The sequence below is a fragment of the Shimazuella sp. NTD250 genome, from assembly GCF_059510375.1.
Genome location: NZ_JCAJZS010000011.1, coordinates 1 through 17,715 on the forward strand (window position 1 = coordinate 1; position 17,715 = coordinate 17,715).

Genomic DNA, 17,715 nt, shown 5'->3' on the forward strand with positions numbered 1-17,715 from the left:
CTTTTTTTAATCTTTTTTCCTCTAAGCCAAAAGAACCTAGCATTACATGTATAAATTAAAGCAGTACAAATACGATTTCTTCTATATATAAATTATTATCTTGTATTCATTAATTATTATTATTGATAAAATGTTCATAGTGGAGAGAACCTACCACTTTTGGGAATGCAGCCAAGTGATTTATCCTAAGGTCTTATACTAATTGATAGGAACAACCCTAAAAATTATTTATTGTACTTCTTACTAGGAAGGGTCACTTTTATCTTTATTTTCCAAACTATCTCTATCCTCAAAAATAGGTACAACCCATTCTTTGGTTATAGATTTTTTTGTTTTTATTTATTATTATATCGATTATAGTTAACAAAAATTTCACGTAACTATTTTATTTCCGAAATACAGAAAGGGGCGATTGTTACATATCCATCTGTTTACTTGAAAGTTAACAACATTAGGAGGTACGCAAATGAAAAGAGTTTTCTCATTAGGGTTATCACTCAGTCTTCTTTCTATTAGCGTTATCGGTTGTAGCAATAATTCCAGTGGAAATGTAATAAAAATAGCAACACAGACGCCTCTTTCCGGCAACCAAGCCACTGTAGGCGAAGCAATTAAAAACGGTGCTCAGTTAGCAATCGACGATCATGTAGAAGCATTAAAAAAATTAGGGTTTAATTTAGAATTAGCACCTTACGATGATCAAGCCGATCCTAAAAAAGGCGTTGCAAATGCACAACAAATCGGTGCAGATCAATCGATTTTAGGAGTAGTCGGTCACTATAATTCAGGGGTAGCCATCCCTTCCTCTACTACCTATCAAAAAAATCAATTAGCAATGGTATCTCCTGCAAATACTGCTGTAGAGCTAACTGAAAGCGGTAACAAATCAGTGCATAGGATTGTAGCACGAGATGATGTCCAAGGATCTGCAGATGCAAACTATGCCACGAACAAATTACATGCAAAAACCATTTTTATCATCCAAGATAAAACAGCATATGGACAAGGAATTACGAGTAACTTCCAAAAACAAGCTGAGAAAAATGGAGCAAAAATTGCTGGCAATGAAGGTATTACTGTTGGAGAAAAAGACTTTAGCGGGGTATTAAATCAAGTTGCTGCGGCAAAACCGGACTTTATTTTCTATGGTGGTATTTATTCTGAATTCGGAATACTCGTCAAACAAGCACGAGAAAAAGGAATTACTGCTCCTATGATGGGTGGAGACGGAGTAGATTCGTCTGATATGTATAAAATAGCAGGAGATGCCATTAAAGATGTTTATTATAGTACAACTGCTGCCGATGTTAGTAATACAGCTGAAGGGAAAAAGTGGGCAGACCGATACAAAGCAAAATTTAATAAAGCTCCTCAATCATATGCCTATTATGGATATGACGCTATGAATGTACTACTCCAAGGGTTAGAAGATGCAATTAAGAAAAATGGTAACAAAAAGCCTACACGTCAACAAGTTTTAGACGCTGTTCACGTGATCAAGGATTATCAAGGAATCGCTACCAAAGTATCTTTCGATACAAAAGGCGATAATGATTTCGCTAAAATCTTTATTCATAAATTTGAAAACAATCAATATCCAGGTCCTCTAGTTGGAGAAGAAGGAAAATAACAGCATATTCCAAAGAGGTGAAGGAAAACGCTTCACCTCTTTCCCAAACTATAAAGAAAGGAAGAGTTTTCTTCATGAGTCATATCTTCTCTGCTCTTCCCCAAGTATTAGTAGATGGTCTAACACTCGGTGCTGTCTATGCTGTAGTAGCATTAGGTTATACCATGGTATACGGCATATTGGAACTCATTAACTTCGCTCATGGCGAAGTATTTATGACTGGAGCATTTATCGGAACAGGTCTCTTGTTATCTATGGGGGCATTTGGTGCAGCTTTGCCTGCCTGGATCACTCTTATACTCATCTTAATCATAACAGCTCTCCTCACTGGTCTCTTAGGAATGGGCATCGAAAAGCTGGCGTATCGACCACTGAGAAAAGCACCGAAACTGATTCCTTTGATTTCAGCAATCGGTATTTCCTTTATATTGCAAGACTTAGTTCGTTTCCTAGCTGAATGGAAAACTGGTAACTATATCATAACAGGCACTACCTTATTTGAAGGGAAATTAACCATCCCCTTTTCCTCAATCGTTGGAACATTTCAAAATGCAACGATTAAAACAAACACGCTTATTCTCATAGGCATTACCATTGTTATCATGATTATGCTCGATATATTTGTCAACCGCACCAAATGGGGTACAGCCATGCGTGCTGTAGCACAAGATCAAGAAACAGCATCGCTTATGTCCATTAACGTGAACAAAGTAATCAGTCTCACCTTCTTTATCGGTTCTGCAATTGGCGGCGCTACTGGGTTTTTATTTGCTCAACAATATGCGACGATTGATCCTTACATCGGATTTATACTTGGGCTTAAAGCATTTACTGCAGCTGTCCTTGGGGGAATTGGAAACATTCGTGGAGCAATGTTTGGCGGCTTACTTTTGGGTGTATTAGAAGTTTTTGCTTCTGCCAATCTAAGTACACTGACTGGCGGCGTATTTGGCTCGGAATACAAAGATGTTTTTGCTTTCGCTATTTTAATTTTGGTCCTTATTTTTAAACCAGAAGGCTTATTTGGAAAATCTGCCAAGGAGAAGGTGTAGGTGATCAGGATGAACAAAGGCTTAGATATGCTGCAAAATAACCGAAGACTACAATTTATCTTATTGTTACTGTTTATCCTAATAAGTAGCGCCAGTGTTTACTTCTTGGAAAGATCAGTCACTGCATTTCTCCTGTTGTTAGGCTCTTTATTACTTCTTCACTATACTCATCTGTCCAAACCAATAAAATGGAGCATCGCTCTCATACTACTAGTAGTCATTATTCCACTAGCAACCTCTGGTGGAACTTCACAACAAGACTACATGGAAGTAGCTGTCCAAACGGGGATTTATATCGCGATGGCACTAGGACTAAATATAGTAGTTGGCTTTGCAGGTCTTTTAGACCTTGGATTTGTCGCATTCTTCGCTATTGGCTCCTATACGTATGGAATATTTGCCTCCCCACAGGCAGCTGCACTGTTTCATAGTGATATTTTCCCCTTAGGTGGAGTTTGGTTTTGGCCGTTTATTATTATAGGAGGGTTAATAGCTGCTCTATTTGGCATATTATTAGGAATTCCTGTCCTGCGAGTAAAAGGTGACTATCTGGCTATTGTTACGCTAGGATTCGGAGAAATCATCCGTATTGTTTTTAACAATTTGGACAAACCGATAAATATTACTAACGGTGCACAAGGTCTTTCCCAGATTCAACAACCTGAAATTTTTGGATTTACCTTTAGTCTTGCCAGTCAGTTTTATTATATCGTCATTGCAATATTACTGATCGTGATAGTAGGAGTTCAGAGACTAGAGAATTCAAAGCTAGGTCGCTCTTGGAAAGCTATCCGAGAAGATGAAATTGCTGCCCAAGCAATGGGCATCCCCTTGGTTAAGACAAAATTGTGGGCTTTTGCGTTAGGGGCATCCTTTTCAGGAATGATGGGGGTGGTTTTTTCTGCCAAAAATATGTTTGTCGATCCCTCCAGCTTCACTCTCATCGAATCCATCACTATTCTTGTAATGGTTATTCTCGGCGGTATGGGAAGTATACCTGGCGTCATTCTAGGAGCTGCTGTTATTTCTGTACTAAACCTGCAAATATTAACAGAAGTAACCAATTTCTTAACACAGACGATCAGTATATCTGAAACATTATCTCCGACAAAAATGCAGCGTCTTATCTTTGGGATTATCCTTGTCTTAATAGCCGTTTATCGCCCAAAAGGGTTGATTACTGCCAAAACCAAGCAGTTTGATCCAGAGGAGCTAGCAGATCAAACCATTCCAGACAAATAAGGGAGAGAATATGGATGACCGCATTGGAGCTAAAAGGGGTAACCAAACAATTTGGGGGATTAACTGCTGTAAACAAAATAGACTTGTCTATCAAAGATAATTCCATTACTGCCATTATCGGACCAAATGGAGCTGGAAAAACGACTTTGTTTAACCTCATTACTGGTATCTATAAACCAGATTCGGGAAGTATTGCGATGAATGGAACATCCCTTATAAACCGAAAACCCAACCAAATAGCCAACTTAGGAATTGCTCGAACCTTTCAGAATATACGTCTATTTAAAGAAATGACTGCACTGGAGAATGTATTGATCGGTATGCATTCCCACCTCACTTCTGGTTTACTCGGCACCTTATTTCAATTTAAACATGTTCGCTTTGAGGAAAAGAAAGCAGCAATAGATGCTTATAAATTATTGCAGATAGTTCATCTTTCGGAAAAATGCAATGAACAGGCTAAAAATCTATCTTATGGAGAACAAAGGAGATTAGAAATTGCCCGAGCCCTTGCTACTAGACCACACATCCTATTTCTCGATGAACCAGCAGCTGGGATGAATCCAAGGGAAACAAAAACACTAACTGAACTTATCACTCGCATCAGAGAGGAATTCAACCTTACGATTATTCTCATTGAGCACGATATGAAGCTTGTAATGAATATTTCCGAGGAAATAATCGTGCTCGATTATGGTCAAAAAATTGCATCTGGAAATCCAGAAGAAATACGATCTAATCCAAGGGTAATAGAAGCCTATCTAGGAAAAGGAGCTGTTTCTTGATGTCAGATCGCTTGCTTCTACAAATGCAACAAGTATCAGCTTACTATGATCAGATCCAAGCATTAGATGCTATTTCACTCGAAGTAAATGTTGGTGAAATCGTTACTTTGGTAGGATCCAATGGTGCTGGAAAATCCACAACCTTAAAAGCGATTTGTGGTCAGGTAAAAACAACTGGAACTATCTCATTTCTCGGAAAAGATATAACGAAACTCCCTCCTCATCAAACTGCTAAACTAGGCATCGCACATGTACCAGAAGGTCGCCGGATATTCCCTAGGTTAACAGTCAAAGAAAATCTAGAAATGGGTGCTTTTCAACTAAAAAACAAAAAAGAGATAGAAGAACAGATGGAAATCGTTTTTCAGTATTTTCCAAGGGTAAAAGAAAGGCTCCATCAAAAAGGAGGAACCATGAGTGGAGGAGAGCAGCAAATGTTAGCAATCGGCAGGGCACTCATGAGTAAACCTAGCATTTTGCTCCTAGATGAACCTTCCATGGGACTAGCACCGATCATTGTGGAGCAGATATTTGAGATCATCCAAGAATTAAATCAGACAGGAATGACCATTTTATTGGTCGAACAAAATGCGTATCAAGCACTTTCCATCGCACACAGGGGTTATGTAATCCAAACAGGGAAAATCATCCTAGCAGATCAAGCAAAATCATTATTAGAAAATAAACAAATAACGGAAGCTTATCTTGCTTAAAATATAAAAGAAGACCCTTTTATAAGGTCTTCTTTTTCTATTCCATCGGCATACTTGTCCTTCTTCTTTTCGAACCACCATGACGAACAGAACGTGATGGCAGTTCGGAAGTAGAAGAAGGAGCTTTTGGTGGGACATTGGAAAATGGTTGTATATGCGGACTCATTTGTGGAATCACTTGTGGATTCATTTTCTGATTTACTTGCGAACTCATCTGCTGGAGTGGATTTGGTACTGGGTTTGTACCCATTGCCGGAAACATTTGTTGCATCATTGGCATCATCTCATGCAACTTTGATACCGTTTGCACAAACTCTCGATACTCCTTGTACTGGGAGAGTACTTTTTTGATAAAGTCAGAACACGAATCATCATGTTCACTACACCACTCATAAACTTCACGCTCCATTTGATCATTTAGATTAAAGGTAAGCGTCACATTGCGTTTACGAGTTGAAAGCAACTCCCTTGTATCTCGTTCGCTCATTTATTTTACCACCCTTCTGGGACCCACTCGAGAGCAGAAGCGTGAAGCATACCTAAACAATCACTGTACAAAGGATTTGGAGCAACTTGTACATTTGGGAAAAACTTACGAATCTCTGGCAATAATAGCTCAGCAGCTCCACCAGACACATAAAACATTTTTTCTCTCACATCACCGTATTCATCTTCATATGGCAAATCCCAATGATATCCACCAACTTCTGAAAAAATAGCTTTTGCAATTGCTTCAGAACGTTTATCTTTGGAGAAATTACGGAATTTTTCCCAAGAAATATTCGATGAAGAACCAGATTGATTATGCACATAACGACCGTTATGATCATAAGTAGCAAAGTTAGATTTCTCAGAACCAATAGCCATAATATGAACTACTTTGTCCTCTGTGTCTTCTTCAGGAGTTACATAGTAAGTAGCTCCACCTTCTACCCCAACTAAAACATCAAGAACATGAATTCTTCTCTCTACACCATTAACAGTTACAAAATGCTCTCCGACAAGCATTTGTTTTAATTTTTTTGCATCTGAACGGTGATTTTCAATTGGTACAACAGTACCTAGTTTTACATTACCTGCCACACCTAAGCGATGTAACATAGTCAAAGTAAAAATGATGTTTTGTTCATGTGCCTTAGAATCTTGCTTTGCTTTTTTTGCATGATTACCGGCTCTGCGAGCTAAATCGCCTACAAAATAAGTGCCTTTTTCCCCATTTCTCCCAATTTGAACAATCATATCATCATCTGAATTCGCATGAAAATCCAAGTCTACATATTCACCGATATAACTAAAAAAATCATCCGTGTGCACATGCTTTCCTTGAATAAGTGCTCCTTTTACTTTATGCCGACCATTATCTGTTACTGCAATGGCAAATTCATTCTTTCCATCAAAATAACTCATGCTGTCACTCCTTATGTATATTCCTAATGAACATGATAAGCCATTAACAGATGTTTTGCTATATTTCTGTGTAATTAGACCAAAGAATCTTTGTATCATCCCATTAATTTCATATAATTTCCATAAACTTATCTACTTAAAAATATTAGCATGATCCTTTATCGAGATCTGACCATATTATTTCCCGCCTTGTACATTGTGAAGATTACCCATTGCCAAAAATGCTTTTGGGTCAACACGTTGAACAATTTCGTTTAATTTTGGTTCTTCGGAATGTTGAATTACACAAAATATTACCTTTTTCCCTTCTCCTGTATATGCTCCTTCTCCATGAAGATAGGTAACACCCTTTCCCATTTCCTTTAATAGCGCGTCCCCAAGCTGGGTATGTTGATCACTAATAATCCAAATCGATTTTGATGGTTCTTGTTTGTATTGATCGGCATGTTTCTTTATCTTTGCTACTTCTTCATCGCTAAGTTCCTGTGCATTTACTAAAGCATCCACTATCTCTTGATGTTGATGATCAGCTACTTCGCTACTAATTAAAGAGTTTTGTTCTAATCTAGATACAACATCGTATTCTGCATATAAACTTCTACGCTTCGCTTTTATTTGTTGTTCTATCTGTAAAGATGGATTTTCTTGATACAACTCTTCCATTTTCCTTTGGACTTGGTCTATTTTAAATGCATATTCTTGTTGCAAAAGATCATACAAAACTGGGGATAAAGCTGCCTGATCTCTCATTACAGCCAATTCTTTTTGTCCTGTACGATATCGCTGCATATAACTCAAGTACTCCTCATATTGATCTACACCCTTTTTCGATACAAGCGTATCCATCCAAATTGCAAATTTTTTCATCGTAAGTCCTTGTACAAGCAATGAAAATAAAACAACACTAAATGCTAAAACAATAATATCTTCTCTTCCTGAAAATGGAAGAGGGAGGCTTAATGCTAAGGCAATAGAGAGAGCTCCCCGCAAACCACCCCAATTCATTGTATGTCTCCATTTCATAGGAACATTTTTGTTTCCCCATAACGATAAATAAACGGAAATCGCTCTTGCGATAAGTACAATCACGATAGCAATCAAAATAGGAACCCACCGGTCTGCAAAGTTTATTCGATTAATCTCTATTCCTATCATCAAAAATACAACCGAATTAGCAATGAGCGCGAGCGTATCCCAAAAGTTGCGGATATTTAACTTAGTAGTAGGTGTCATTTGTTTTGCGCCATAATTTCCAAGGACAAGTCCAGCTACCACTACTGCAATCACACCTGATACATGTAAAAATTCGGCTGCTAAATATGCACTGTAGAAAAGTACAAGTGACATGAGGATTTCCAATGCGAAGTCATCAAAATAACGAGAGACGTTGGAGAATAAATAACCTAAAATAGCTCCTACTGTAATTCCACCAATACTTACGAGTAAAAAATCTATTATTCCGAGTCCAAAACCTTTCCATCCTTCATTTACATACAATAATAAACTTGTACTTGAAATTTGAAACAAAACAACTGCTACACCATCATTCGCCAAACTCTCTCCTTCTAAAATGATGGCAAGCCTGTCATTCACTCCTACTTTTTTAAAGATAGATAAAACGCTCACTGGATCTGTTGCAGCCATCAAAGAGGCAAAGGTAAAGGCTACGACGATTGGCAAAGACAAAAATTTCATCGATAAAAAACCAACCGTAACAAATGAAAGCAATGTACCAATTATTGCTAACGAAATAATACTGCGCTGATTTTCTTTTAATTGTTGTATAGATAATTTCAACGTAGCTTCCCCAAGTAAAGCAGGGAGAAAAATAGAAATAATAATAAAATGGAATACTTCATCCTCTACAACAAACGACTTTAACTCTTCTAATCCAGGAATAGGAAGTAAACCAACAATCGTCCCTACTACAACTAATGCAATTGGATATGCAATACCAAACTTCTTCGCAATCGCTGTTACACCTGTCGCAATAGCAAGAAGTAAAATTGATAGTTCCATATAAAGCTGCATAAATAACCCCTTTCATTCTCTTCCTCTTTTTAGGTTATCCAAAAATAGAGAGAGGAGCCCCATGATGACAGGCTCCTCCGAAAAAGCGAATATATATGTTGTTAAAATTATGATACCACATGGCATTTATTTTTTGCACAAATTTAAGACTATAGGACAACAATACAGTTTATCACCACATCTATATATTATATTCTTTCTTTTACGAACGCTTTTCTGGAAAACCATCTATTTAACAGTCCTATTTGCGATAGCGAATAAATAAGAATGGCTATCCAGATAAATCCAAAGCTAACGAAATTCACTTTGGTAAAATGCTCATGAAAAAAGAATATGCCTAAAACCAAGGAAATGGTAGGAGCTAAGTATTGAATAAATCCTAGAGTCGATAAAGAAACACGTTTTGCCCCTTGTGCAAACCAAAGCAGTGGAAGAGCAGTTATTACACCTGTACCGATTAATAAGAGCACATTCGAAACAGGGAGTTGAACTATCGAACCTGTCCCCTTTGCTTCTACGTATAGGATATAGCCCAAAGCAAACGGAACTAACATCATAGTTTCGAGTACAAGTGAAATCATCGCTTCCACTTGAATTAATTTTTTTGATAACCCATAAAATGCAAAAGTAATAGACAAAGATAATGCAATCCATGGGAACTGTCCAAACTCGACAGTTTGGATCAAAACTCCGATTAATGCAAAAGACAACGCAACCCATTGCCATGAATTTAATCGTTCTCGTAAAAAAAGCATTCCAAATACAATGCTGATAAGAGGGTTCGTATAGTATCCAAGACTCGCCTCTATAACATGACCATTATTTACTGCCCAAATATAGATATACCAATTTGCACTGATAAATAAAGAACACCCAAAAATAGCAAGGATTACTTTCCAAGTCTGAAAAACTTTTATAACATCCATCCACTTTTTTTGTACTATTATGAGAAGAACTACAAATAAAAAGGACCAAAAAATACGATGAGCTAAAATTTCTAAAGCAGAGACCTTATTCATATAATGCCAATAAAGTGGCAAAATCCCCCACATAAAAAATGCCGAAACAGCATACCAAATACCCCTGTTATTTTCTGTTCCCATAATAAGCCTCTTCCTAAGCTTAAATTATAAAATTCATTTAACACCTACATCATTATAGTAGTAATTTTTATAAATGTATAGCGTTACAACATACTAGGGAACAGAACTATTATCAAACAGAGTTACATCGAACAATTGGGGGAGATTATGAATTACTTCACCCAGACTAACGGGAAAAACCAAAATACCCTAAGGAAATGACTGAGAGTTATTTTGGTTTCTATAGTTTATTTAGATAGATACTTATTTGACTAAAGAACCTCAGAGCGTCTTATTTTGGTTGAAATAATACGATAAATGAAAATAAAGAAGCGATGAAGAAAAGAGCACTGCCAGTAAGAAAGATACTACTTATAAATATCTCTTTTTTTGTTGCCAACATCTTCACCTACTTATCAAACTATTTATTCCATTCTATTCTATTTAGAACAAAGAGATTCCAGTTCTCACCCAGTGAAAATAAAAAATATAGAATAATTCCATTTGAACATAAAAAAAAGAGAGATAAAATTCCCTCGTCCAGCTCATATCCTTCCATTTCCAACCATAAGCTTTTCTCATTTGCAAATCTAAAAAAACAATCGAAAATATTCTCTTGGATTAGATCAGAGAGTCTAATTTTCCTTATGCTACTTATGTACGAAATATATCCATTATGAGGTTGGAGTGTTGACCACATGATGCCCACTCCATTCGGGTGTATCTAATTGATCTGGATCATAGGTGATTTGCTTTTTTATCGGCACCGTTACCGTCCCGTCAGCAATGATCGATGGTCCAGAGTTTGTTTTGCTGGTATTTCGGTTGGCAACACCACTGTTTCCAATAGCAAAAGTACTAGCAGTTGCCATGGAAATAATCTTGACTGTCCCAATGTTAATATTGATATTTATATTTTTGGTATCCAAGACGCCAACCTACCTTTATATATGGGGATCTGCCCCATTGGATTAGTCTTGTTATCGTATGTAAGAGTTAGGTAAATGTTCCTGCACATTTGTACATAGAACGATATACTATAGCGTAAACGACTCATAAAGGAGTAATTAACTTTGGATTTGCGAATCAAAATAGACGGCTTTTCTATTGATCGTTGCAGCCAAGATGCGGTAATAGCAAATGGAACAAACTCCATTACACAACGAAATACACAAAAACAGAACCAAGGTATTGCATTTATTGGCAGTGGCCAACTTCACATAGAGGAAGATGAAAAATATGCAATAGATATAGATACTTTCGATCACTGTGTATGGAGTGGGGATAATTGGGCGATGAAATCGACTTAATTAGAAAGGATATTTTCCATGCCTGTATTTTTTAATTTTGGATTCATTCAAAATAATAGCATTACATCCAGTGGATCAATTGGGATTGGGCAAAACATTATCCAGAATAGAAATGGAACAAAAAATAACAATGCTTCCACAAACGTAGGAGTAGGATTGAACAATGTTCCTGTCTTGTTTCATCAAAATGTTGATCCAGACAACATCGACCAAGCAAATATCGAAGGTCAAAACTTCGGTGGACCTCAATTGTAGGAGGCATTATCTATGGCAACATTTATTCAACTTGGCTATGTTAAGTCTAATGCTGTTGCACAAGCTGGATCCATTAACTTTGGAGCCAACATCATTCAAAATAGAAATACGACAAAACGAAATGTAGGTAATTATATTATTTTTGAAGGATTAGGTAATGTAAAAACAAACAAATTTATAAACATCGACCCTGATTATCTAGATAATGCAAGTTTTGAAGGAAGTAATTATGTAGGAACTCAACTTTAAGGCATATAAAAGGAGTACAGGAAAGATGAAAAATCCATTTTCAAGTTTTGATTGGGAATCATTCATGCGTAATGATTATTCCTCTAATGGCAAAAATACTTTTCCCTTTTTCTCTATGGATTTGAATTGGCTTGAAGGAATTATTAATAAATCCATTGACCAAGTTTTCTCTAACAAATATGACATAGAAAAACCACCTTTTAACATTCCACCAAACATAAAAGAAACAGATGATTATATGGTTGTTCAAATTCAAGTTCCTGAACAGAGAAGAGCAGAAGACATGCGAATTTTTTTGGATACAAATAAATTGAAGGTTACCGGTTTAAATCATGATCCTATATCGATAAATTTACCATGTAATGGTGATGTAGACGGCAGTGAAGCAAATTATACTCAAAATACACTTCAAATCCGTATTCCAAAAACAAAAAAAACCAATTTTAAAGAAATTATGATCAACTACACTTACAACAACTAAGGACAATTTGTTTCTTGGCACTTTTTGAATATAAACGGTATCTATTCAAATTTCCAATTAAACCATCCAATTCCCAATTAACATAATTATATAATTTCATATAAATTAAGTATAATTATATACAAAAAAATAAATATAACCTACAATAATGTTACGATTTTACAATACTATCGGGTCACCGTATCCAAAGAAGAAAAATACATATTAAGACATACTTTAGACACAATTAAACCGACTACCTACCTGTTAAGGTAGATAGTCGGTTGTTTGTATTACTCGCTTATTATTGCCCCAGTAAAAGGCTCAATCTATGTGAAATTCAATTGTTTTCTCTGGTCTAGGCGTATGAAACACCCAGACCTACTCGTTCCAAGCAGACAAAGTCATTTTCTTAGAATGAGCGGTGGGTGGTATCTGACTAGCGAGCTCGACAGAGGGTATATCGGGATCATGGCTCCGTCAGGGAGTTCTTCGATCTTGTAACTGTCTTTGTGACCTTTCACGTGCATGACCCAGCAAGGTTCGGTGATGGAACTCCCACCCGGAGCAGTAAGATGAGATGATGCTTATTCTCTAAGCATTTTCTTGTTTTCTAAAGGCAGAATATTATGAGTTTTTATAGGAGATCATTCGAGATAATTCGAGGATGACAGATTCATATATTTTCCATTGTGCCCCTCATTCCTCAAATCGCTTACCTACTCTATATGAAATCTATAAATCTATAACCGGATCTTAGGGTATAAACCAATACAAAGTACAAGTCTATCTATTTTTTTATTATCCCCTTAAAATGTTTACGGGAGAGTGATTACAATATGGATCTAATATTATTGTGGAAAAACCTATTCAGTCTATACAACAGTTCGAATGATTACGTCAAAGAAATTGTTAAAACGGGGCGTCAATTAAGTCGTTCAGGAGCAGTATATAATTATAACCATGATGTTAATTCAATTCTAGCAATGGTTGCTGATAAAAGCGGAAACTATGAAGTGAAAATTCAGGATTCAAAATATACTTGTACATGTTCAGTATCTTCGTTTTGTGAACATATCACTGCAACGTTATTTTATACAGAAAGTATGCAAAAACCAGGACAGTCAAGTGAATTATTCAAGTATTGGGAGACTGTCGAAAAAAGAAGTGTACCTGCAGATAACTCGGAAAACCCATTATATAGTGACCGATTGAAGGCAGTTAAAAAAAGAAAAACCTCCTTGAAGAAAATTGTAGATCTTAATTGTACATTACGGCCATACCAATTAGATGGAGCTAAATGGTTAATACATCTAAATAAACATAAAATGGGGGCTTTATTAGCAGATGATATGGGGCTTGGGAAAACAATTCAAACGATCGCATTCTTTAATGAAATACGTGAAAAACGAAAAGTTTCATTGATTGTTGTACCTACGTCTCTAATAGTCAATTGGGAAAAAGAATTCAGCAAATTCGCTCCAGATATTAAAGTCCACATCCACTATGGAAAAGAACGCAAAAAAAATAGTTTTAAAAAGTATGCAGCTGAATACGATATTATCTTAACAACTTACAGCACGCTTATTATTGATCATACCCTCTTTAAGAGTATAAATTGGCATATTATTTGTTTGGATGAAGCTCAACATATAAAAAACGCTCAGACAAAAAGAGCGAACGTCATACGCTCTTTGAACAGCGAGGGTCGATTGGCATTAAGCGGAACACCTATTGAAAATCGTCTCATGGAGTTATGGTCACTGACTGAATTTTTAAATCCAAAATTTCTTGGTACACAAGCGATATTTAAGACACAGTATGTTCAACCAATCGAACATGAGCACAATAAGGCAAAGGTACACCAACTTCAGCAACTAATCCAGCCTTTCATTCTACGGAGAACAAAAGCCGAAGAAAAAATAAAAGGTGATTTACCAGATAAGTTAGAGCAGAAGCAATACTGTACATTAACTGATGAGCAAGAAGAACTATACAAAAGATTGGTACATGAAGTAAAAAACGAAGTAAAAACTTTAACCAAGAAAAAAAGGAAAGCATATATGATGACTATAATTGGAAAATTAAAACAATTATGTAATCATCCGGGATTATATTTAAAAGAAGATAACATAACAAATGTCGCAGAACGTTCCAATAAAGTAGCACTAGTTGATGAGCTCATCAGTAATATAATTGAGGCAGGTGAAAGTGTAATTCTTTTTACTCAGTATGTACAAATGGGAGAAGTACTACAACACTATTTAACTGAAAAGTTTAAGGTCAACGTTCCATTTTTGAATGGGAGTACTCCCCAAAAGGAAAGGGCAAAGATGGTAGAAGATTTTCAAAGCAAGCAAGCACCCATTTTTATTCTGTCTTTGAAAGCTGGGGGAACAGGTTTAAACCTTACGGCTGCTAACCACGTTATACATTTTGATCGCTGGTGGAATCCAGCAGTAGAAAATCAAGCAACTGACCGGGTACACCGTATTGGCCAAGAAAACTTTGTACAAGTTCATAAACTCATCACAGTAAATACAATAGAGGAGAAGATTGATAATGTTATAAGTCAAAAACAAGAATTAAGTGACTTTATGTTATCACCTTCAAGTACAAACTCGATATTTGATGAGGATATCGATAATTTAATTTAAGAACGAGGAGAAAGTATTTTTCTAGTATGCCCAGAACCAGCATCCGAACAACAAACCCTAATTTGACCGAAAAATGGAAGTAATCCTGCGGACTAGATCAGGCACCCTGATTGTTGAAACCACACCATACTTTGCGAAAAATCTTAGTTTTCTGGTGTTTCTTTTGAGTGAAACAGCAGCAAATTTGCAAAATTGATATTTCATTCAGTCATTTGCTGGTACATCTACTGTTTTGGTTCCGTTGGTTTATGTAGGACCAGTGACAGGGTTCCTACCGTAGACCGCAAAGCAGAACTTATAGAGGATTCGAATGTTTGTGAACACATAAAAAGGGCTTACCACTTGGTGTTAGCCCCTCCTATAATCTACTATTCACTTGAGAGTACCCAATTTAATGCATCGCCAACCTGATTAGAGGCGGATACGACTTGCGTAATAAGGGGGGTTACGGTACCTTTTATAGTCTTTTGTCCAATTTGCCATGATATCTGATGGCGAATAAGATGACTATTCAAAAACAGATGACAATGATCTGGCATTACTTCACTCGCTCCTGCGTATTCATTACGTTCATCTTTGTTCACTTGTGCATGGGTTACCCCTAGGCGTTTTGCTAATTCCGTTTTCGACACGCCTTTGTTATTAGGGCGTTTATCCCACCAGTTCCAAATCGGATTATCCAAAAAATGTAAACGATGCGGATACAAAAGAGTTTAACGGGGGTTTTTAGCTCTTTGATTTTTGATTAAGGTGCTTAGCAATTTTTTGCATCAGATTGGTTTGTATCCATTTGAAATACACACCAGTATATCACTGTGGCCACTTATGGAGTTTAGTATTGTATAAACAGGTGCGGCCAGATTCTATGAATGAAACATAATTGCTCTTATGTTTCATTCATACTGGTGACAGAATTGCTTTACCACAGACTGCAAAGTAACCAAATTTTTGCATATTCCCCGAAATGGTTTAATAGATCTCCTTGGCTTTTGACAATGTTTTATTATTTATAATATAATGACTTTAGATGTTTCTATTCTTTCTACTCACAACACTGCCTTTGGTTTCTTGAATCAAGATATCAAAGGGGGTGTTGTGAGCGAAGGCCACGTTTACGACACTATGGGATAGAGAGATTGGCAATTTCTTATCCTCAGCGTACGACCTCGCCCCGAGTGTTGGTGGCTGGGTAGCCAACCCAGAGCGAAACATCAACTCCCATAACAAAAATTACGGGAAAAGACCGGATGACCATTATTTGGGATGTCCGGACTCGAATAAAACTAATTTAAAATAAATTATGAAAACAGTCTCTGTTTCTGACAGGACTGTTTTTCGTTATAATCCTACAATCAAACGGTAAATCACAAGCATACTAATAAATTGAATTTATCTGACGAACTAGTCCTAGTGACAGGGTTGCTGCTCTAGTTCACAGAATTATTTCCATATTTTAGAATTTTTATTTTTAAAGGTCAAGAATGGGCGATAAATACAGCTTTTCGCCATGTAAATGAAATTCGGTGACATCTGTTACCCATTTTTCATTGGGTTTTGTTGCTTGAAATTGACGTGCCAAAAGGTTCGGCGCAATTTTTCCAACCTTTCCACGATAGGAACGATATTTTTTCATTCGCACATAACTTAGAATGAACTATAATACAATACTAAAATTAAGGGTAGGACCAAGTGAAGTAAGAAAACTTGTGTTCCGTTTATTCCGGTTTTGGATGTTTTTGCACAACGCTTCGAAAAGGCGGAATAAGAAATTTCCTTGAAAATAGATTCGGAAAGGACAGTGCTTCTATAGATGTCGGAATATGTGGATGATCAAGTCGACGATCTGAACACGAACGACGTTGAACGCCTCCCTACCGACACCATGATCTAGATCGTTGGTACCGTTAAATGTAACTGGCGTACCCAGCACGTTTTAGCACCAAGGGAACGAACCCACGGGCTGTCTCTCATCAGGTTTTACTGGGTCGAAGGAGTTTGACTGAATTCGGTAACCCAGGAAGGGCCCTTAGTCCAATCAGTGCTCTACCCCCACTGCTCAAAACACGAGGCTAGCCCTAAAGCTATTTCGGGGTGAACCAGCTATCTCCGAGTTCGATTGGCATTTCACTCCTACCCACACCTCATTCCCTGATTTTTCAACATCAGTGGGTTCGGACCTCCATTCCGTGTTACCGGAACTTCATCCTATGAATTATGGGAACAGGACCCTGGTACTACCGGCAGTGGGAAAGATGACTACATCGGTTATGAATTTTTAGGTTCAGGTCAATGTACTTGGTGGTATGTTACGGACTATATTGATGGTACAAATTTAAAAGCAGAACTTTATATTCGGACATATGGAGACATACATTCTGGAACAAAAGTCACTTTTTATGATTAATATTTAAAATGGTACTGGATGATTCCCATCAAACGAAAGCTACCCACTCTACAGAAGCAAGCGACAAAAAACTTTAGTATGTCACTGCGAAACTCACATAAAAATACTCTCGGCTCGTCTTGCCAAGAGTATTTTTGCTATTCGTATAAGTTATGATATCCTGCATTTGAACTAGGAGCCACCTGAGTTAGAACCAGAGGTGTAGTTTGAGCTGGAATTGGTATGGTTATGGTGGCTGGAGCTGGAACTAGTGTTATAGTTGGAAGTGGTATTGTAGTTGGTAAAAGTTATAGCTTTTAGGGTAGAAATTGTACTGGAGGTTGTTCGATGTTTATGTTTCTTATGTTTTTTCGCCATAATTGTCCTCCTCACAGAATTGATTTTATACCTATATTATACAATATAGCCCCTATCAAATAACAGAAAATTAACACATTA

17 protein-coding genes, 2 pseudogenes and 1 other annotated feature are annotated in these 17,715 nt (G+C 36.8%); of the genes and pseudogenes, 11 read left to right on the forward strand and 8 right to left on the reverse strand.

The features are described 5' to 3' along the window. Positions 1-466: 466 nt before the first annotated feature. From AC5WOF_RS18880 to AC5WOF_RS18900, 5 genes are all read left to right on the forward strand, one after another. A complete protein-coding gene (locus AC5WOF_RS18880; RefSeq protein ID WP_496051496.1) occupies positions 467-1,630 on the forward strand; it encodes a branched-chain amino acid ABC transporter substrate-binding protein in 1,164 nt (387 codons plus the stop codon). Positions 1,631-1,704: 74 nt separating this feature from the next. Beyond that, entirely contained in the window at positions 1,705-2,682 is a 978-nt protein-coding gene (locus tag AC5WOF_RS18885) for a branched-chain amino acid ABC transporter permease (RefSeq protein WP_496051497.1), read from the forward strand. A gap of 9 nt (positions 2,683-2,691) precedes the next feature. Continuing rightward, positions 2,692-3,924 (forward strand): branched-chain amino acid ABC transporter permease, encoded by a 1,233-nt coding sequence (locus AC5WOF_RS18890; RefSeq protein WP_496051523.1) that lies wholly within the window; start codon positions 2,692-2,694, stop codon positions 3,922-3,924. 14 nt (positions 3,925-3,938) lie between these two features. Further along, positions 3,939-4,709: an ABC transporter ATP-binding protein gene (locus AC5WOF_RS18895; RefSeq protein WP_496051498.1), complete on the forward strand. Its 771-nt coding sequence runs from the start codon at positions 3,939-3,941 to the stop codon at positions 4,707-4,709. After that, positions 4,709-5,422 (forward strand): ABC transporter ATP-binding protein, encoded by a 714-nt coding sequence (locus tag AC5WOF_RS18900; RefSeq protein ID WP_496051499.1) that lies wholly within the window; start codon positions 4,709-4,711, stop codon positions 5,420-5,422. The genes AC5WOF_RS18895 and AC5WOF_RS18900 overlap by 1 nt, the downstream gene beginning before the upstream one ends. 37 nt (positions 5,423-5,459) lie before the next feature. Here AC5WOF_RS18900 and AC5WOF_RS18905 read toward each other — a convergent pair whose 3' ends face one another. The 5 genes from AC5WOF_RS18905 to AC5WOF_RS18925 all read right to left on the reverse strand — a co-directional run bounded on the left by AC5WOF_RS18905 (position 5,460) and on the right by AC5WOF_RS18925 (position 10,871). Beyond that, positions 5,460-5,909: a hypothetical protein gene (locus AC5WOF_RS18905; RefSeq protein ID WP_496051500.1), complete on the reverse strand. Its 450-nt coding sequence runs from the start codon at positions 5,907-5,909 to the stop codon at positions 5,460-5,462. A 5-nt stretch (positions 5,910-5,914) separates the two neighbouring features. After that, on the reverse strand, positions 5,915-6,829 hold the full coding sequence (locus tag AC5WOF_RS18910; RefSeq protein ID WP_496051501.1) for a ParM/StbA family protein: 915 nt from the start codon (positions 6,827-6,829) through the stop codon (positions 5,915-5,917). A 177-nt stretch (positions 6,830-7,006) separates the two neighbouring features. After that, positions 7,007-8,860 (reverse strand): cation:proton antiporter domain-containing protein, encoded by a 1,854-nt coding sequence (locus AC5WOF_RS18915; protein ID WP_496051502.1) that lies wholly within the window; start codon positions 8,858-8,860, stop codon positions 7,007-7,009. 188 nt (positions 8,861-9,048) lie between these two features. Beyond that, positions 9,049-9,963, reverse strand: coding sequence for an EamA family transporter RarD (gene rarD, locus AC5WOF_RS18920; RefSeq protein ID WP_496051503.1), 915 nt, complete (start codon positions 9,961-9,963; stop codon positions 9,049-9,051). A 653-nt stretch (positions 9,964-10,616) separates the two neighbouring features. Further along, positions 10,617-10,871 carry a hypothetical protein gene (locus tag AC5WOF_RS18925; RefSeq protein ID WP_496051504.1) on the reverse strand — a complete coding sequence of 85 codons (255 nt, stop codon included), beginning with the start codon at positions 10,869-10,871 and terminating at the stop codon, positions 10,617-10,619. A 144-nt stretch (positions 10,872-11,015) separates the two neighbouring features. Between AC5WOF_RS18925 and AC5WOF_RS18930 the strand changes: the two genes are divergently transcribed. The 5 genes from AC5WOF_RS18930 (at position 11,016) to AC5WOF_RS18950 (ending at position 14,873) form a co-directional block, all read left to right on the forward strand. Then, complete coding sequence (locus tag AC5WOF_RS18930) at positions 11,016-11,252, forward strand: hypothetical protein (protein ID WP_496051505.1); 237 nt, start codon at positions 11,016-11,018, stop codon at positions 11,250-11,252. 18 nt (positions 11,253-11,270) lie between these two features. Beyond that, positions 11,271-11,507 (forward strand): hypothetical protein, encoded by a 237-nt coding sequence (locus tag AC5WOF_RS18935; RefSeq protein WP_496051506.1) that lies wholly within the window; start codon positions 11,271-11,273, stop codon positions 11,505-11,507. A gap of 12 nt (positions 11,508-11,519) precedes the next feature. Continuing rightward, entirely contained in the window at positions 11,520-11,756 is a 237-nt protein-coding gene (locus AC5WOF_RS18940) for a hypothetical protein (RefSeq protein WP_496051507.1), read from the forward strand. Positions 11,757-11,781: 25 nt separating this feature from the next. After that, positions 11,782-12,237: an Hsp20/alpha crystallin family protein gene (locus AC5WOF_RS18945; protein WP_496051508.1), complete on the forward strand. Its 456-nt coding sequence runs from the start codon at positions 11,782-11,784 to the stop codon at positions 12,235-12,237. Between the two features lie 818 nt (positions 12,238-13,055). Continuing rightward, entirely contained in the window at positions 13,056-14,873 is a 1,818-nt protein-coding gene (locus AC5WOF_RS18950) for a DEAD/DEAH box helicase (RefSeq protein ID WP_496051509.1), read from the forward strand. Between the two features lie 368 nt (positions 14,874-15,241). On the opposite strand, the gene AC5WOF_RS18955 is transcribed toward AC5WOF_RS18950, so the two are convergent. Both AC5WOF_RS18955 and AC5WOF_RS18960 read right to left on the reverse strand, forming a co-directional pair. Continuing rightward, entirely contained in the window at positions 15,242-15,556 is a 315-nt protein-coding gene (locus AC5WOF_RS18955) for a hypothetical protein (protein ID WP_496051510.1), read from the reverse strand. A 788-nt stretch (positions 15,557-16,344) separates the two neighbouring features. After that, a pseudogene (locus tag AC5WOF_RS18960) lies at positions 16,345-16,518 on the reverse strand (IS3 family transposase); the annotation flags it as partial. A 453-nt stretch (positions 16,519-16,971) separates the two neighbouring features. Then, positions 16,972-17,108: a sequence feature (23S ribosomal RNA rRNA prediction is too short), on the reverse strand. 19 nt (positions 17,109-17,127) lie between these two features. Here AC5WOF_RS18960 and AC5WOF_RS18965 point away from each other — a divergent pair. Further along, positions 17,128-17,277 (forward strand): annotated as a pseudogene (locus tag AC5WOF_RS18965) (YndA family protein); the annotation flags it as partial. 171 nt (positions 17,278-17,448) lie between these two features. On the opposite strand, the gene AC5WOF_RS18970 reads toward AC5WOF_RS18965, so the two are convergent. Further along, positions 17,449-17,634: a hypothetical protein gene (locus tag AC5WOF_RS18970; protein WP_496051511.1), complete on the reverse strand. Its 186-nt coding sequence runs from the start codon at positions 17,632-17,634 to the stop codon at positions 17,449-17,451. Positions 17,635-17,715: the final 81 nt, after the last annotated feature.

Bases quoted from the DNA above. Each gene is read 5' to 3' on its own strand.
- AC5WOF_RS18950 (WP_496051509.1), top strand. From the start codon at position 13,056: ATGGATCTAATATTATTGTGGAAAAACCTATTCAGTCTATACAACAGT.
- AC5WOF_RS18945 (WP_496051508.1), top strand. From the start codon at position 11,782: ATGAAAAATCCATTTTCAAGTTTTGATTGGGAATCATTCATGCGTAAT.
- AC5WOF_RS18905 (WP_496051500.1), bottom strand. From the start codon at position 5,909: ATGAGCGAACGAGATACAAGGGAGTTGCTTTCAACTCGTAAACGCAAT.
- AC5WOF_RS18885 (WP_496051497.1), top strand. From the start codon at position 1,705: ATGAGTCATATCTTCTCTGCTCTTCCCCAAGTATTAGTAGATGGTCTA.
- AC5WOF_RS18890 (WP_496051523.1), top strand. From the start codon at position 2,692: ATGAACAAAGGCTTAGATATGCTGCAAAATAACCGAAGACTACAATTT.
- AC5WOF_RS18915 (WP_496051502.1), bottom strand. From the start codon at position 8,860: ATGCAGCTTTATATGGAACTATCAATTTTACTTCTTGCTATTGCGACA.
- AC5WOF_RS18880 (WP_496051496.1), top strand. From the start codon at position 467: ATGAAAAGAGTTTTCTCATTAGGGTTATCACTCAGTCTTCTTTCTATT.
- AC5WOF_RS18970 (WP_496051511.1), bottom strand. From the start codon at position 17,634: ATGGCGAAAAAACATAAGAAACATAAACATCGAACAACCTCCAGTACA.
- AC5WOF_RS18935 (WP_496051506.1), top strand. From the start codon at position 11,271: ATGCCTGTATTTTTTAATTTTGGATTCATTCAAAATAATAGCATTACA.
- AC5WOF_RS18900 (WP_496051499.1), top strand. From the start codon at position 4,709: ATGTCAGATCGCTTGCTTCTACAAATGCAACAAGTATCAGCTTACTAT.
- AC5WOF_RS18910 (WP_496051501.1), bottom strand. From the start codon at position 6,829: ATGAGTTATTTTGATGGAAAGAATGAATTTGCCATTGCAGTAACAGAT.
- rarD (WP_496051503.1), bottom strand. From the start codon at position 9,963: ATGGGAACAGAAAATAACAGGGGTATTTGGTATGCTGTTTCGGCATTT.
- AC5WOF_RS18940 (WP_496051507.1), top strand. From the start codon at position 11,520: ATGGCAACATTTATTCAACTTGGCTATGTTAAGTCTAATGCTGTTGCA.
- AC5WOF_RS18895 (WP_496051498.1), top strand. From the start codon at position 3,939: ATGACCGCATTGGAGCTAAAAGGGGTAACCAAACAATTTGGGGGATTA.